This window comes from Pseudomonas ekonensis (assembly GCF_019145435.1).
GTDB lineage: Bacteria > Pseudomonadota > Gammaproteobacteria > Pseudomonadales > Pseudomonadaceae > Aquipseudomonas > Aquipseudomonas ekonensis.
In genome coordinates this window covers 1418646-1435141 of record NZ_JAHSTS010000002.1, presented here as the reverse complement: position 1 = coordinate 1435141, position 16496 = coordinate 1418646, and the positions used below count along the sequence as shown (strand labels likewise).

The 16496-nt window shown below is 65.6% G+C and carries 12 protein-coding genes; 10 read left to right on the top strand and 2 right to left on the bottom strand.

All coding sequences use genetic code 11. The features are described from left to right. Positions 1 to 184: 184 nt before the first annotated feature. The 8 genes from lptF (at position 185) to pdxJ (ending at position 8608) form a co-directional block, all read left to right on the top strand. The gene (gene lptF, locus KVG96_RS19640; RefSeq protein ID WP_217893546.1) at positions 185 to 1306 is read left to right on the top strand and encodes an LPS export ABC transporter permease LptF; all 1122 of its coding nucleotides are present in this window, start codon (positions 185 to 187) and stop codon (positions 1304 to 1306) included. Next, complete coding sequence (gene lptG / locus KVG96_RS19635; RefSeq protein WP_217893545.1) at positions 1299 to 2360, top strand: LPS export ABC transporter permease LptG; 1062 nt, start codon at positions 1299 to 1301, stop codon at positions 2358 to 2360. The genes lptF and lptG overlap by 8 nt, the downstream gene beginning before the upstream one ends. Before the next feature lie 172 nt (positions 2361 to 2532). After that, a complete protein-coding gene (lepA, locus tag KVG96_RS19630; RefSeq protein ID WP_085578845.1) occupies positions 2533 to 4329 on the top strand; it encodes a translation elongation factor 4 in 1797 nt (598 codons plus the stop codon). A gap of 9 nt (positions 4330 to 4338) precedes the next feature. After that, a complete protein-coding gene (gene lepB / locus KVG96_RS19625) occupies positions 4339 to 5193 on the top strand; it encodes a signal peptidase I (protein ID WP_085578847.1) in 855 nt (284 codons plus the stop codon). Between the two features lie 182 nt (positions 5194 to 5375). Beyond that, positions 5376 to 6065: a ribonuclease III gene (gene rnc / locus KVG96_RS19620; RefSeq protein WP_085578849.1), complete on the top strand. Its 690-nt coding sequence runs from the start codon at positions 5376 to 5378 to the stop codon at positions 6063 to 6065. Beyond that, positions 6058 to 6960, top strand: coding sequence for a GTPase Era (gene era, locus KVG96_RS19615; protein ID WP_085578852.1), 903 nt, complete (start codon positions 6058 to 6060; stop codon positions 6958 to 6960). The genes rnc and era overlap by 8 nt, the downstream gene beginning before the upstream one ends. A gap of 167 nt (positions 6961 to 7127) precedes the next feature. After that, a complete protein-coding gene (recO, locus tag KVG96_RS19610) occupies positions 7128 to 7817 on the top strand; it encodes a DNA repair protein RecO (protein WP_217893544.1) in 690 nt (229 codons plus the stop codon). 47 nt (positions 7818 to 7864) lie between these two features. Further along, positions 7865 to 8608: a pyridoxine 5'-phosphate synthase gene (pdxJ, locus tag KVG96_RS19605; RefSeq protein WP_217893543.1), complete on the top strand. Its 744-nt coding sequence runs from the start codon at positions 7865 to 7867 to the stop codon at positions 8606 to 8608. A gap of 83 nt (positions 8609 to 8691) precedes the next feature. On the opposite strand, the gene mltF is transcribed toward pdxJ, so the two are convergent. Further along, positions 8692 to 10152, bottom strand: coding sequence for a membrane-bound lytic murein transglycosylase MltF (mltF, locus tag KVG96_RS19600; RefSeq protein ID WP_085578858.1), 1461 nt, complete (start codon positions 10150 to 10152; stop codon positions 8692 to 8694). Between the two features lie 286 nt (positions 10153 to 10438). Here mltF and purL point away from each other — a divergent pair, with 286 nt between their 5' ends. After that, complete coding sequence (purL, locus tag KVG96_RS19595) at positions 10439 to 14335, top strand: phosphoribosylformylglycinamidine synthase (protein WP_217893542.1); 3897 nt, start codon at positions 10439 to 10441, stop codon at positions 14333 to 14335. A 4-nt stretch (positions 14336 to 14339) separates the two neighbouring features. Next, the gene (locus tag KVG96_RS19590; RefSeq protein WP_217893541.1) at positions 14340 to 14651 is read left to right on the top strand and encodes a YqfO family protein; all 312 of its coding nucleotides are present in this window, start codon (positions 14340 to 14342) and stop codon (positions 14649 to 14651) included. 119 nt (positions 14652 to 14770) lie between these two features. Here the strand turns inward: KVG96_RS19590 and nagE are convergent, their stop codons facing one another. After that, entirely contained in the window at positions 14771 to 16486 is a 1716-nt protein-coding gene (gene nagE, locus KVG96_RS19585) for an N-acetylglucosamine-specific PTS transporter subunit IIBC (protein ID WP_217893540.1), read from the bottom strand. Positions 16487 to 16496 lie beyond the last annotated feature (10 nt).

The window sequence follows — 16496 nt, the reverse complement described above, 5'->3', positions numbered from 1 at the left end:
TCGCCTGACAACCCTCGGCGGACGCAATCTTCAACCGATTGCGCGCTTGCGTGAGTGCGCGCAGTGACAGGCGCGCCCAATCACAGGATAATGCCGCATCTTTTTTCGGCGGCTCTGCCTGGCGGGCCGCCCGATACGTTCGCTTGTTCGGCCGCCTTAGCCTGACAACCCTGGAGTGTCTGGTTTGATCGTCTTCCGTTATCTGTCCCGCGAAGTCCTGTTGACCCTGAGTGCGGTGAGTGCCGTGCTGCTGGTCATCATCATGAGCGGGCGCTTCATCAAATACCTTGCCCAGGCCGCCGCCGGCCAGCTCGATCCGGGATCGCTGTTCCTGATCATGGGCTTCCGCCTGCCGGGCTTCTTGCAGCTGATCCTGCCGCTGGGCCTGTTCCTCGGGATCCTGCTGGCCTACGGCCGGCTGTACCTGGAAAGCGAAATGACCGTGCTGTCGGCCACCGGCATGAGCCAGCAGCGCCTGCTGCGCATGACCCTGTTCCCGGCGGCGCTGGTGGCGCTGGTGGTGGCGTGGCTGAGCCTGAGCCTGGCCCCCCAGGGCGCCAACCAGTTCCAGCTGCTGCTGAACAAGCAGGACGCCCTGACCGAGTTCGACACCCTTGAGCCGGGCCGCTTCCAGGCGCTGCGCGACGGCACCCGGGTGACCTACACCGAAACCTTGAGCGACGACCGGGTCAACCTCGGCAGCGTGTTCATCTCGCAGAAGAACCTCGGCGCCAACCAGAAGGAGCGCGGGATTTCCGTACTGGTGGCCGAAAAGGGCCGCCAGGAAATCCGCCCGGACGGCAACCGCTACCTGATCCTCGACAACGGCTACCGCTACGACGGCAGCCCGGGCCAGGCCGACTACCGCGCCATCCACTACGAAACCTACGGCGTGCTGCTGCCCAAGCCCGACGTCAGCGAAGAGGTCACCGACCGCGACGCGATGCCGACCTCGAGCCTGCTGGGCAGCGACGACATTCGTTCGCGCACCGAACTGCAATGGCGCCTGTCGCTGCCGCTGCTGGTGTTCATCGTCACCCTGATGGCGGTGCCGCTGTCGCGGGTCAACCCGCGTCAAGGGCGTTTCCTCAAGCTGCTGCCGGCGATCCTTCTTTATATGGCTTACCTGACCATCCTGATCGCCGCCCGCGGCGCCCTCGAAAAAGGCAAGATCCCGCCGGCCCTCGGCCTGTGGTGGGTGCATGCCATCTTCCTGATCATCGGCCTCGGCCTGCTGTACTGGGAGCCGCTGCGCCTGAAGCTGGCCAGCCGCCGCGCCGCTGCGCTGGAGGTGGCCCGTGGTTAAGCTCGACCGCTACATCGGCAGCAGCGTGTTCATCGCGATCATCGCGGTGCTGGCGATCATCCTCGGCCTGGCCACCCTGTTCGCGTTCATCGATGAAATGAGCGACGTCACCGACACCTACACCCTGGTCGACGTGCTCGGCTTCGTGCTGCTGACCGCGCCGCGCCGGCTCTACGACATGCTGCCGATGGCGGCGCTGATCGGCTGCCTGATCGGCCTGGGCAGCCTGGCCAGCAGCAGCGAGCTGACCGTGATGCGTGCGGCGGGCGTGTCCATCGGGCGCATCGTCTGGGCGGTCATGAAGCCGATGCTGGTGCTGATGCTGGCCGGCGTGCTGATCGGCGAGTACGTCGCGCCGGCCACCGAAAGCATGGCCCAGGCCAACCGTTCCCTGGCCCAGGGCAGCGGCGACGCGCAGAGCGCCAAGCACGGCATGTGGCACCGCCAGGGGGATGAGTTCATCCACATCAACGCCGTCCAGCCGAACGGCCTGCTGTACGGCGTGACGCGCTACCACTTCGACAAGGAGCGCCACCTGCTCAGCTCCAGCTTCGCCAAGCGGGCGGATTTCGACGGCGACCACTGGCAGCTCACCGACGTGACCACCACGCTGTTCCACGAGCGCAGCACCGAAGTCGTCAACACGCCGACCGAGCGCTGGGACGTGTCCCTGAGCCCGCAATTGCTGAGCACCGTGGTCATGGCGCCGGAAGCGCTGTCGATCTCCGGCCTGTGGGGCTATATCCACTACCTGGCCGAGCAGGGGCTGAGCAACGGCCGTTACTGGCTGGCGTTCTGGGTCAAGGTCCTGCAGCCGCTGGTCACCGCCGCGCTGGTGCTGATGGCGATCTCGTTCATTTTCGGCCCGCTGCGTTCGGTGACCCTCGGTCAGCGGGTGTTCACCGGCGTGCTGGTGGGCTTCACCTTCCGCATCGTCCAGGACCTGCTGGGCCCGTCGAGCCTGGTGTTCGGCTTCTCGCCGCTGTTCGCGGTGCTGGTGCCGGCGGGCGTCTGCGCCCTGGCGGGCGTCTGGCTGCTGCGTCGGGCCGGTTGATGAACAAGGTTTCATCCGCGCTTTAGCCAAGAGGACGCCCCGGTCGACAGACCGGGGCGTTTTTGCATGCAATCGGGGTGACAGGCGAACGTGACGCTTGCGCCGTGTATCAGGTACAATTCCCGGCTATTTTTCGGCGGGCCAAGCCTGCAGCCTTTTTGAGTGTTGATCCGTGAGTGATTTGAGTCATATCCGCAATTTCTCCATCATCGCCCACATTGACCATGGCAAGTCGACGCTGGCCGATCGCTTCATCCAGATGTGCGGCGGCCTGGCCGACCGCGAAATGGAAGCCCAGGTGCTGGATTCCATGGACCTGGAGCGTGAGCGCGGGATCACCATCAAGGCCCACAGCGTCACCCTGTACTACAAGGCCAAAGACGGCGTCACCTATCAGCTGAACTTCATCGACACCCCGGGCCACGTCGACTTCACCTACGAAGTCAGCCGTTCCCTGGCGGCCTGCGAAGGCGCGCTGCTGGTGGTCGACGCCGGCCAGGGCGTCGAGGCCCAGTCCGTGGCCAACTGCTACACCGCCATCGAGCAGGGCCTGGAAGTCATGCCGGTCCTGAACAAGATCGACCTGCCGCAGGCCGAGCCTGAGCGCGTCAAGGACGAGATCGAGAAGATCATCGGCATCGACGCCACCGATGCCGTCACCTGCAGCGCCAAGACCGGCCTGGGCGTCGACGACGTGCTCGAGCGCCTGGTGAACACCATCCCTGCGCCGACCGGCGAGATCGACGCGCCGCTGCAGGCGCTGATCATCGACTCCTGGTTCGACAACTACCTGGGCGTCGTCTCCCTGGTGCGCGTGCGTCACGGCCGCGTGAAGAAGGGCGACAAGATCCTGGTGAAATCCACCGGCAAGGTGCACCTGGTCGACAGCGTCGGCGTGTTCAACCCGAAACACACCGCCACCGCGGACCTCAAGGCCGGCGAAGTGGGCTTCATCATCGCCAGCATCAAGGACATCCACGGTGCGCCGGTCGGCGACACCCTGACCCTCAGCTCGACCCCGGACGTCGAAGTGCTGCCGGGCTTCAAGCGCATCCAGCCGCAGGTCTACGCCGGCCTGTTTCCGGTCAGTTCCGACGACTTCGAGGACTTTCGCGAAGCGCTGCAGAAGCTGACCCTCAACGACTCGTCGCTGCAGTACACCCCGGAAAGCTCCGACGCCTTGGGCTTCGGCTTCCGTTGCGGTTTCCTCGGCATGCTGCACATGGAGATCATCCAGGAGCGCCTGGAGCGCGAATACGACCTGGACCTGATCACCACGGCGCCGACGGTGATCTTCGAGCTGGTGCTCAAGACCGGCGAAACGATCTACGTCGACAACCCGTCGAAGCTGCCGGACGTCTCGGCCATCGAAGACATGCGCGAGCCGATCGTGCGGGCCAACATCCTGGTGCCGCAGGAGCACCTGGGCAACGTCATCACCCTGTGCATCGAAAAACGCGGCGTGCAGGTCGACATGCTGTTCCTCGGCAACCAGGTGCAGGTCACCTACGACCTGCCGATGAACGAAGTGGTGCTCGACTTCTTCGACCGCCTGAAATCCACCAGCCGCGGCTATGCTTCGCTGGACTACCATTTCGATCGTTACCAATCGGCTAATCTGGTGAAGCTGGACGTGCTGATCAACGGCGACAAGGTCGACGCCCTGGCGCTGATCGTGCACCGTGACAATTCCCACTTCAAAGGTCGCCAGTTGACCGAGAAGATGAAAGAGCTGATTCCTCGGCAGATGTTCGACGTGGCCATCCAGGCCGCCATCGGCGGTCAGATCGTTGCCCGGACAACCGTCAAGGCACTCAGGAAGAACGTATTGGCCAAATGCTACGGCGGTGACGTGAGCCGTAAGAAGAAGCTGCTGGAGAAGCAGAAGGCCGGTAAGAAACGCATGAAACAGGTCGGCAACGTGGAGATTCCGCAGGATGCCTTCCTCGCCGTGCTCAGGTTGGAATAATCAGGTCCTATGTCACTAAATTTCCCGCTGTTGCTGGTCATCGCCGTGTTCGTCTGCGGCCTGTTGGCGTTGCTCGATCTGTTGATCCTGGCACCGCGTCGGCGTGCTGCCATCGCTTCCTACCAGGGCAGCGTCAGCCAGCCTGACGGTGTGGTGCTGGAGAAGCTGAACAAGGAGCCGCTGCTGGTCGAGTACGGCAAGTCGTTCTTCCCGGTGCTGTTCATCGTGCTGGTGCTGCGTTCGTTCCTGGTGGAACCGTTCCAGATCCCGTCCGGCTCGATGAAACCGACCCTGGACGTCGGCGATTTCATCCTGGTGAACAAGTTCTCCTACGGCATCCGCCTGCCGGTGATCGACAAGAAGGTCATCGAGGTCGGTGACCCGCAGCGCGGCGATGTGATGGTGTTCCGCTACCCGAGCGACCCGAACGTCAACTACATCAAGCGTGTGGTCGGCCTGCCGGGCGACACGGTGCGCTACACCGCCGACAAGCGCTTGTTCGTCAACGGCGAGTCGGTGGCCGAGCAACTGGTCGGTTCCGAGCCGGGCACCCTGGGCAGCGCCGAGCTGTACAAGGAAAAGCTCGGTGCCGCCGAGCACCTGATCCGCAAGGAAATGAGCCGTTACCGCGCCACGCCGGACCGTTCCTGGACCGTGCCGGCCGGGCACTACTTCATGATGGGCGACAACCGCGACAACTCCAACGACAGCCGCTACTGGGACGATCCGAGCATTCCGAAGGATCTCCTGGGCATGGTCCCCGACCGCAACATCGTCGGCAAGGCTTTCGCGGTCTGGATGAGCTGGCCGGAACCGAAACTCAGCCACCTGCCGAACTTCTCGCGGGTCGGCCTGATCAAGTAATCACACACGGCGCTGTTGACCACAGCGCCGAATGCATTTCTGGCGCCGGCACAATCGGCCCGGGGCATGAAGCCAACGATAGTCAGGACGTTATATTTGAACACAGCGTTAATTGTTCCAGGCCTGCGCCGCAATCCGGCGATGGCGGTGGAGTCCAGCCACGAACTCAGCGTGGGTAAACCGTGAGCGTTTCTTTGAGCCGTCTGGAGCGCAAGCTCGGATACACCTTCAAGGACCAGGAACTGATGGTCCTGGCCCTCACGCACCGCAGCTTTGCCGGACGCAACAACGAGCGTCTGGAGTTCCTCGGCGATGCGATCCTCAACTTCGTCGCCGGCGAGGCGCTGTTCGAACGCTTCCCGCTGGCCCGTGAAGGGCAACTGTCGCGTCTGCGCGCCCGGCTGGTGAAGGGCGAGACCCTGGCCGTGCTGGCCCGCGGCTTCGACCTGGGCGACTACCTGCGCCTGGGCTCCGGCGAGCTGAAGAGCGGCGGGTTCCGCCGCGAATCGATCCTGGCCGACGCCCTCGAAGCCCTGATCGGCGCGATCTACCTCGACGCCGGCATGGAAACGGCCCGCGAGCGGGTGCTGGCCTGGCTGGCCGGCGAGTTCGAAGGCCTGACGCTGGTGGACACCAACAAGGATCCCAAGACCCGTCTGCAGGAGTTCCTGCAGTCGCGCAGCTGCGAACTGCCGCGCTACGAGGTGGTGGACATCCAGGGCGAGCCGCACTGCCGAACCTTCTTCGTCGAGTGCGAAGTTGTCCTGTTGAACGAAAAGAGCCGCGGGCAAGGCGTCAGCCGCCGGATCGCCGAACAGGTGGCCGCCGCCGCCGCACTGATCGCCCTGGGCGTGGAGAATGGCAATGACTGAATCAACCGCAACACGCTGTGGCTATGTCGCCATCGTCGGCCGCCCCAACGTGGGCAAGTCCACGCTGCTCAACCACATCCTCGGCCAGAAGCTGGCGATCACCTCGCGCAAGCCGCAGACCACCCGCCACAACATGCTCGGCATCAAGACCGAGGGTGACGTGCAGGCGATCTACGTCGACACCCCCGGCATGCACAAGGGCGGCGAAAAGGCCCTGAACCGCTACATGAACAAGACCGCTTCGGCGGCGCTCAAAGACGTCGACGTGGTGATCTTCGTGGTCGACCGCACCAAGTGGACCGAAGAGGACCAGATGGTACTCGAGCGCGTGCAGTTCGTGACCGGCCCCCTGATCGTCGCGCTGAACAAGACCGACCGCATCGAGGACAAGGCCGAGCTGATGCCGCACCTGTCCTGGCTGCAGGAACAGCTGCCGAATGCGCAGATCATCCCGATCTCGGCGCAGCACGGGCACAACCTCGACGCGCTGGAAAAGGTCATCGCAGACCATCTGCCGGAAAACGATCACTTCTTCCCGGAAGACCAGATCACCGACCGCAGCAGCCGTTTCCTCGCCGCCGAGCTGATCCGCGAGAAGATCATGCGTCAGCTGGGCGCCGAGCTGCCGTACCAGATCACCGTGGAGATCGAAGAGTTCAAGCAGCAGGGCAAGACCCTGCACATCCACGGCCTGATCCTCGTCGAGCGCGACGGCCAGAAGAAAATCATCATCGGCGACAAGGGCGAGCGCATCAAACGCATCGGCACCGAGGCGCGCAAGGACATGGAGCTGCTGTTCGACTCCAAGGTCATGCTCAACCTGTGGGTCAAGGTGAAGGGCGGCTGGTCCGACGACGAGCGCGCACTGCGTTCGCTGGGCTACGGCGACCTGTAAGCCCTGGGCTTGCGCTGCGCCGGAACCTCTTCTGTGGGAGCGGGCTTGCCCGCGAATGCGACGGATCAGTCAGAGCGTCGGTCGACTGATACGCTGCATTTGCGGGCAAGTTCGCTCCCACAGTGATTTTGGCCGTGTGAACAACCGCGTTTTCGCATAAGGTCCCCATGTCGCACACTCCGCCTCCCGCCCAGCCCGCCTACGTCCTGCATTCGCGCGCCTACCGCGAAACCAGCGCGCTGGTGGACTTCCTCACGCCGCAAGGCCGGCTGCGGGCGGTGCTGCGCGGGGCGCGGGGCAAGGCCGGCACGCTGGCGCGGCCGTTCGTGCCGCTGGAGGTCGAGTTGCGCGGACGCGGTGAGCTGAAGAACGTCGGACGCATGGAGAGCGCCGGCACCGCCGTCTGGCTCAACGGCGAGGCGCTGTTCAGCGGCCTCTACCTCAACGAACTGCTGATCCGCCTGCTGCCCGCCGAAGACCCGCACCCGTCGGTGTTCGACCACTACGCCGCCACGCTGCTGGCCCTGGCCGAAGGCCGGCCGCTGGAGCCGCTGTTGCGCTCCTTCGAGTGGCGCCTGCTCGATGACCTGGGCTACGGCTTCGCGCTGAACACTGACATCCACGGCGAGCCCATCGCCCCGGACGGGCTCTACCGCCTGCAGGTGGACGCCGGACTCGAACGGGTGCACCTGCTGCAGCCGGGGCTGTTCAACGGCACCGAACTGCTGGCGATGGCCGACGCCGACTGGTCGGCTCCCGGTGCGCTGTCGGCCGCCAAGCGCCTGATGCGCCAGGCCCTGGCCGTTCACCTGGGCGGTCGCCCCCTGGTCAGCCGCGAGCTGTTTCGCAAGTCCTGATCAGCCCGTATGCTGTGCGCCGAATCCCTCAATTCAGGAGCGCATCCGTGACCACCAGCAATCGCATTCTCCTCGGCGTGAACATCGACCACGTCGCCACCCTGCGCCAGGCCCGCGGCACGCGTTACCCGGATCCGGTCAAGGCGGCGCTGGACGCGGAAGAGGCGGGCGCCGACGGGATCACCGTGCACCTGCGCGAAGACCGCCGGCACATCCAGGAGCGCGACGTGCTGCTGCTCAAGGACGTGCTGCAGACCCGCATGAACTTCGAAATGGGCGTCACCGAAGAAATGATGGCGTTCGCCGAGCGCATCCGTCCGGCGCACATCTGCCTGGTGCCGGAAACCCGCCAGGAACTGACCACCGAAGGCGGCCTCGATGTGGCCGGACAAGAGGCGCGGATCAAGGCGGCGGTGGAGCGCCTGTCGAAGATCGGCAGTGAGGTGTCGCTGTTCATCGACGCCGACGAGCGGCAGATCGCCGCCTCCAAGCGCGTGGGCGCACCGGCCATCGAACTGCACACCGGGCGCTATGCCGACGCCGAAACCCCGGCGGAGGTGGCCGAGGAACTCAAGCGCGTGGCCGACGGTGTGGCGTTCGGTCTGGCCCAGGGGCTGATCGTCAACGCCGGCCATGGCCTGCACTACCACAACGTCGAGGCGGTCGCGGCGATCAAGGGCATCAATGAGTTGAACATCGGCCATGCGCTGGTGGCCCATGCGCTGTTCGTCGGCTTCAAGTCGGCGGTATCCGAAATGAAGGCGCTGATCCTGGCTGCCGCCAAGGCCTGATGGCCGCCGCGCCGGTATCCTTGTGGGAGCCAACCTGCTGGCGATAGCGTCAGTCGAGGCGCCGCCGGCGCCCCGGATCGCGGTCAGAGCGGCGCAGGCTCCTGCGCCGGCTTGGACTTGTCGATGCCCGGCACATGCAGGTTGCCCTCGGCCACTTGCGTGCCTTCAAGCTGCGGCTGGGTCACCCAGGTGAGGATGTCGTAGTAGCGGCGGATGTTCGCCACGAAGTGCACCGGCTCGCCGCCCCGGGCGTAGCCGTAGCGGGTCTTGCTGTACCACTGCTTCTGCGACAGGCGCGGCAGCATCTTCTTCACGTCCAGCCACTTGTCCGGGCTCAGGCCCTCGCGGGAGGCCAGCTTGCGCGCGTCGTCGAGGTGGCCGATGCCGACGTTGTAGGCCGCCAGGGCGAACCAGGTGCGGTCAGGCTCCTGGATCGACTCGTCGAGCTGGTCCTTCATGTAGGCCAGGTACTTGGCGCCGCCCATGATGCTCTGCTTGGGATCCAGGCGGTTGGACACGCCCATGGCCTGGGCCGTGTTCTGGGTCAGCATCATCAGGCCGCGCACGCCGGTCTTGGAAGTGACCGCCGGTTGCCACAGCGATTCCTGGTAGCCGATGGCGGCCAGCAGGCGCCAGTCGACCTTCTCTTTCTTGGCGTAGGTCTTGAAGTGCTGTTCGTACTTGGGCAGGCGCTGCTGCAGGTGCTGGGCGAAGGTGGTGGCGCCCATGTAGCCGAGGACGTCGACGTGGCCGTAGTAGCGGTCCTTGAGGCGTTGCAGGGTGCCGTTCTTCTGGGCCTTGTCGAGGTAGGCGTTGATCTCGTTGAGCAGGCTGTTGTCTTCGCCGGCCGCCACCGCCCAGCTCTGGCTGCGGGCGTCGCCCAGGTCGAAGGCCACGCGCACGTTGGTGAAGTACACCTGGTTCATCGCCACTTCATTGGAGTCGACCAGGGTCAGGTCGATCTGGCCTTCGTCGACCATGCGCAGCAGGTCGACCACCTCGACGGCGTCCGACTCTTCGTATTCGATGCCGGGGTACTTGCGCTTCAGCTCGGCCAACTGCTCGGCGTGGGTGCTGCCCTTGAGCACCATGATCTTCCTGCCGACCAGGTCGCCCGGTTCGGTGGGGCGCGACTGGCCGTTGCGGTAGATGACCTGCGGGGTGACTTCGAGGTAGGGGTGGGAGAACCGCACCTGTTTGGTGCGCTGTTCGCTGCTGACCAGGCCGGCGGCGGCCAGCACCGGGCCGTTGGGCTTGCCGACCTGGTCGAACAGGTCGTCGAGGTTGTCGGCGGTCTCGATCTTCAGCTCGACCCCCAAATCGTCGGCGAATCGCTTCACCAGCTCGTATTCGAAGCCGGTTTCACCGCTGCGATCCTGAAAGTAGGTGGCGGGGCTGTTACGGGTGATGACCCGCAGCACGCCGTCCTCCTTTACGCGCTCCAGGGTGTTGGGTTTGTCAACACAGCCACTGAGCATCAGGAAGAGTCCGGTTGCGATCAGCCATTTGGCGTATCGCGGACGCAAAGCCGTTGGGAAAAACATGTGCGCAGTATACGCAAAGGACCGTGAGCGCCATATCTCGACAGTCGAAGGGTTGTCTGATAGAGCCCCGAAAACCGCCCGCGGCCCCACGGGAACGGGCTCTTGCGGCAATTTGTTACAGCATGGGCGGGGGCCTGTGCCGCCCTGCCGGAATTTGACCTCGAAGGCAGGAACGGCGGGCTTTTCGCGGGTGCTACCGTGCGTAGCGTTTCGGGTGATGTCGGAGGCGGTTTTAGGCTAGAATGCACGGCCTCAAAGCACACCCCTTCCCGAGGCTGTCCCGAAGATGTTGATCCTGCGCGGCGCTCCTGCCCTTTCTGCCTTTCGCCACAGCAAACTCCTTGAGCAACTGAGCCAGAAGGTTCCGGCTGTCAGTGGCCTGTATGCTGAATTCGCTCACTTCGCCGAAGTCACCGGCGTCCTGACCGGCGACGAACAGCAGGTGCTTGCGCGCCTTCTGAAGTACGGCCCAAGCGTTCCGGTACAAGAGCCGACCGGCCGCCTGTTCCTGGTGCTGCCGCGTTTCGGCACCATCTCGCCCTGGTCGAGCAAGGCCAGCGACATCGCCCGCAACTGCGGCCTGGGCAAGGTCCAGCGCCTGGAGCGCGGCATCGCGTTCTACGTGGCCGGCCAGTTCAACGACGCCGAGGCGCAGCTGATCTCGGACGCCCTGCACGACCGCATGACCCAGATCGTCCTGGGCAACCTGGAGCAGGCCGCCGGCCTGTTCAGCCACGCCGAGCCCAAGCCGCTGAGCGCCGTCGACATCCTCGGCGGCGGCCGCGCCGCGCTGGAGAAGGCCAACACCGAGCTGGGCCTGGCCCTGGCCGAAGACGAGATCGACTACCTGGTCAACGCCTTCGTCGGCCTCAAGCGCAACCCGCACGACATCGAACTGATGATGTTCGCCCAGGCCAACTCCGAGCACTGCCGTCACAAGATCTTCAACGCCAGTTGGGACATCGACGGCCAGAGCCAGGAAAAAAGCCTGTTCGGCATGATCAAGAACACCTACCAGATGCACAGCGAAGGCGTCCTGTCGGCCTACAAGGACAACGCTTCGGTGATCGTCGGCAGCGTGGCCGGCCGCTTCTTCCCCGATCCTGAGACCCGCCGCTACGGCGCGGTGCAGGAGCCGGTGCACATCCTGATGAAGGTCGAGACCCACAACCACCCGACCGCGATCGCTCCGTTCCCGGGCGCGTCCACCGGCTCCGGCGGCGAGATCCGCGACGAAGGCGCCACCGGCCGCGGCGCCAAGCCGAAGGCGGGCCTGACTGGCTTCACCGTGTCCAACCTGCAGATCCCGGGCTTCGAACAGCCGTGGGAAGTGCCGTACGGCAAGCCTGAGCGCATCGTCAACGCCCTGGACATCATGATCGAAGGCCCGCTGGGCGGTGCCGCGTTCAACAACGAGTTCGGCCGTCCGGCCCTGACCGGCTACTTCCGTACCTTCGAACAGTCGATCGCCACCCCCCACGGCGACGAAGTGCGCGGCTACCACAAGCCGATCATGCTGGCCGGCGGCATGGGCAACATCCGCGAGCAGCACGTGCAGAAGGGCGAGATCGTGGTCGGCTCCAAGCTGATCGTGCTCGGCGGCCCGGCGATGCTGATCGGCCTGGGCGGCGGCGCGGCGTCCTCGATGGCCACCGGCACCAGCTCGGCGGACCTGGACTTCGCTTCCGTGCAGCGGGAAAACCCGGAAATGGAACGCCGTTGCCAAGAGGTCATCGACCGCTGCTGGCAGCTGGGCGACAAGAACCCGATCAGCTTCATCCACGACGTCGGCGCGGGCGGCCTGTCCAACGCCTTCCCGGAGCTGGTCAACGACGGCGGCCGCGGCGGCCGCTTCGAACTGCGCAACATCCCGAACGACGAGCCGGGCATGGCCCCGCACGAAATCTGGAGCAACGAGTCCCAGGAACGTTACGTGCTGGCCGTCGGCCCTGCCGACTTCGAGCGCTTCCAGGCGATCTGCGAGCGCGAGCGCTGCCCGTTCGCCGTGGTCGGCGAAGCCACCGCCGAGCCGCAACTGACCGTCACCGACAGCCACTTCGGCAACAGCCCGGTGGACATGCCGCTGGAAGTGCTGCTGGGCAAGCCGCCGCGCATGCACCGTTCGGTGGCCCGCGAAGCCGAACTGGGCGATGACTTCGATCCGTCGACCCTCGACGTGGCCGAGTCCATCGAGCGTGTCCTGCATCACCCGGCCGTGGCCAGCAAGAGCTTCCTGATCACCATCGGCGACCGCACCATCACCGGCCTCGTGGCCCGCGACCAGATGGTCGGCCCATGGCAGGTGCCGGTGGCCGACGTGGCCGTCACCGCCACCAGCTTCGACGTCTACACCGGCGAAGCCATGGCGATGGGCGAGCGCACCCCGCTGGCCCTGCTGGACGCTCCGGCGTCGGGCCGCATGGCCATCGGCGAAACCCTGACCAACCTCGCCGCCTCGCGCATCGGCAAGCTGTCCGACATCAAGCTGTCGGCGAACTGGATGTCCGCCGCCGGCCATCCGGGCGAAGACGCCCGCCTGTACGACACCGTGAAAGCGGTCGGCATGGAGCTGTGCCCTGAGCTGGGCATCACCATCCCGGTGGGCAAGGACTCGATGTCCATGGCCACCCGCTGGAAGGACAACGGCGAAGACAAGACCGTCACCTCGCCGATGTCGCTGATCGTGACCGGTTTCGCCCCGGTGCTCGACGTCCGCCAGACCCTGACCCCGGTGCTGCGCATGGACAAGGGCACCACTGACCTGATCCTGATCGACCTGGGCCGCGGCCAGAACCGCATGGGCGCCTCGATCCTCGCCCAGGTGCACGCCAAGCTCGGCAAGCAGGCGCCGGACGTCGACGACGCCGAAGACCTCAAGGCCTTCTTCGCGGTGATCCAGGGCCTCAACGCCGACGGTCACCTGCTGGCCTACCACGACCGTTCCGACGGCGGCCTGCTGACCACCGTGATGGAAATGGCCTTCGCCGGCCACTGCGGCCTCAACCTGAACCTGGACAGCGTCGCCGAATCCGCGGCGGAAATCCCGGCGATCCTGTTCAACGAAGAGCTGGGCGCCGTGATCCAGGTGCGCCAGGACGCCACCGCCGACATCCTCGCCCAGTTCAGCGCCGCCGGCCTGGGTGACTGCGTGTCGGTGATCGGCCAGCCGATCAACAACGGCCAGGTCAACATCGTGTTCAACGGCCAGACCGTGTTCGAAGGCCAGCGCCGTCTGCTGCAACGCCAGTGGGCCGAGACCAGCCACCGGATCCAGCGCCTGCGCGACAACGCCGACTGCGCCGACCAGGAATTCGACGCGCTGCTGGAAGAGGACAACCCGGGCCTGAGCGTCAAGCTGAGCTTCGACGTCAACCAGGACATCGCCGCGCCTTACATCAAGAAAGGCATCCGCCCGCAAGTCGCCGTGCTGCGCGAGCAGGGCGTCAACGGTCAGGTGGAGATGGCGGCGGCGTTCGACCGCGCCGGCTTCAGCGCGATCGACGTGCACATGAGCGACATCCTGGCCGGCCGCGTCGACCTGAACGAGTTCAAGGGCCTGGTGGCCTGCGGCGGCTTCTCCTACGGTGACGTGCTGGGCGCCGGCGAAGGCTGGGCCAAGTCGGCGCTGTTCAACAGCCGCGCCCGCGACGCGTTCCAGGGCTTCTTCGAGCGCAACGACAGCTTCACCCTCGGCGTGTGCAACGGTTGCCAGATGATGTCCAACCTGCACGAGCTGATTCCGGGCAGCGAGTTCTGGCCGCACTTCGTGCGCAACCGCTCCGAGCAGTTCGAGGCGCGGGTGGCCATGGTCCAGGTCCAGGAGTCGAACTCGATCTTCCTGCAGGGCATGGCCGGTTCGCGCATGCCGATCGCCATCGCCCACGGCGAAGGCCATGCCGAATTCGAAAGCGAAGAGGCGTTGCTCGAAGCCGACCTGTCCGGTTGCGTGGCGATGCGTTTCGTCGACAACCACGGCAAGGTCACCGAAGCCTACCCGGCCAACCCGAACGGCTCGCCGCGCGGGATCACCGGCCTGACCAGCCGCGACGGCCGCGTGACGATCATGATGCCGCACCCGGAGCGTGTGTTCCGTGCCGTGCAGAACTCGTGGCGTTCGGACGACTGGAACGAAGACGCGCCATGGATGCGCATGTTCCGCAACGCCCGCGTCTGGGTGAACTGAGGCCGTGCACAAGCTCGCCTTCTTTGTGCCCGACAGCCATGTGGAAACGGTGAAGTCCGCCGTTTTCGCAGCCGGCGGCGGGCGCATCGGCCAGTACGACAGCTGCGCCTGGCAAGTGCTGGGCCAGGGCCAGTTCCGTGCGTTGGACGGCAGTCAGCCGTTCATCGGGCAGGTGGGCCAGGTCGAAACGGTCGAGGAATGGAAGGTCGAGCTGGTGGTGGCGGATGAACTGATCCACGCGGCCGTCGCGGCGCTCAAGGGCAGCCATCCCTACGAGACACCGGCTTATGAAGTGTGGCGGCTGGAGGACTTCTGATCCTCTGGCGGTCGAAACGAAAAACCCGCTGAACGTTCGTTCAGCGGGTTTTTTGTTGCCGGGATGCCGGGCGGGTTTTCCAGGGCGAGGGTCTGCCCGCGAAGGCATCCGCCAGAGCGTCAAACCCTCGCGCTGACCTCGCTGCGGTTGACCAGCGTCTGCAGCGCGCCGCTCAAGCCCGGCGCCTTTTCCCCCACCAGCAGATGCCAGACGCCGTCCTCCAGCGCACTGACGCCCTGGCACCCCAGCGCTTTGAGCCGGGCTTCGGACAAGGCCTTGCCGTCGGCCAGGCGCAGGCGGATCCGGGTCAAGGCGATGCAGTCCAGTTGCAGCACATTCTCACCGCCGCCCACGGCGCTCAGCCATTGCTGGGCTTCGGCCGCCGCCACGGTCGGCATCGGCGCCGCGTCGGCGACGGCCGCCGGGGAGGCCGACGGGGCCCGTCCCAGCGCCGGCATCGCCAGGCGGATCTCATCGGCGATGCTGTCGGCCATCGGCCCGACCACCACTTGCAGGCTGCCGCCCTTGCCCGGACGCACCACGGCCATGGCGCCCAGTGCCTTCAGGTCGGCGTCCGAGGCCTTGTCGCGATCGACCATTTCCAGGCGCAGGCGGGTGGTGCAGGCGCCGACGGTCAGCAGGTTGCCGGCGCCGCCGAGCGCCTTGATGTAGGCCCCGGCCCGTTCGTGTTCGCCCACCGCTGCCTTTTCCGCAGCGGCGGTGTCCTCGCGCCCCGGCGTCTTCAGGTTGAAGCGGCGGATGCAGAAGTCGAACACGGCGTAGTACACCACGGCATAGGCCAGCCCCACCGGCACCACGAGCCAGCCGTTGGTGGACTTGCCCCAGCCCAGCACCATGTCGATGAAGCCGCCGGAGAAGGTGAAGCCCAGGTGGATGTTCAGCGCGTTGGTGATCGCCATCGACAGCCCGGTCAGCAGCGCATGCAGCAGGTACAGCAGCGGGGCGAGGAACATGAAGGCGAATTCGATGGGTTCGGTGACGCCGGTCAGGAACGAGGTCAGGGCCATCGACAGGAAAATCCCGCCCATCACCTTGCGCCGCTCCGGCAGGGCGTTGCGGTACATCGCCAGGCACGCGGCGGGCAGGCCGAAGATCATCATCGGGAACATGCCGGTCATGAACTGGCCGCCCTTCGGGTCGCCGGCGAAGTAGCGCGACAGGTCGCCCGTGACCAGCGCCCCAGTGGCCGGGTCGGTGAAGTTGCCGAACACGAACCACGCCATGTTGTTGAGGATGTGGTGCAGGCCGGTGACGATCAGCAGGCGGTTGAACACGCCGAACACGAACGCGCCGAAGCTGCCGCTTTCCATCATCAGGCTGCCGAAGGCGTTGATGCCGTGCTGGATCGGCGGCCAGATGTAGCCGAACAGCACGCCCAGGCCCACCGCCGCGAACCCGGTGACGATCGGCACGAAGCGCCGCCCGCCGAAGAACGCCAGGTACTCCGGCAGCTTGATGTCCTTGAAGCGGTTGTACAGCGCGCCGGCCATCAGACCGCTGACGATCCCGGCGAGCATGCCCATGTTGATGCTCGGGTCGAGCACCTTGAGGGTCGAGACCATCACCAGGTAGCCGATGACCCCGGCCAGCCCCGCCGTGCCGTTGTTGTCGCGGGCGAAGCCGACGGCGATGCCGATGGCGAAGATCATCGCCAGGTTGGCGAAGATCACCTGGCCGGCGTCGTGGATGATCGCGATGTTCAGCAGGTCAGTGTCGCCCAGGCGCAGCAGCAGGCCGGCGATCGGCAGGATCGCGATCGGCAGCATCAGGGCGCGGCCCAGGCGTTGCAGGCCTTCGATGAAGAGTTGGTACATGGCGTTTGTC

Bases quoted from the DNA above. Each gene is read 5' to 3' on its own strand.
- lepB (WP_085578847.1), top strand. From the start codon at position 4,339: ATGTCACTAAATTTCCCGCTGTTGCTGGTCATCGCCGTGTTCGTCTGC.
- era (WP_085578852.1), top strand. From the start codon at position 6,058: ATGACTGAATCAACCGCAACACGCTGTGGCTATGTCGCCATCGTCGGC.
- recO (WP_217893544.1), top strand. From the start codon at position 7,128: ATGTCGCACACTCCGCCTCCCGCCCAGCCCGCCTACGTCCTGCATTCG.
- mltF (WP_085578858.1), bottom strand. From the start codon at position 10,152: ATGTTTTTCCCAACGGCTTTGCGTCCGCGATACGCCAAATGGCTGATC.
- purL (WP_217893542.1), top strand. From the start codon at position 10,439: ATGTTGATCCTGCGCGGCGCTCCTGCCCTTTCTGCCTTTCGCCACAGC.
- nagE (WP_217893540.1), bottom strand. From the start codon at position 16,486: ATGTACCAACTCTTCATCGAAGGCCTGCAACGCCTGGGCCGCGCCCTG.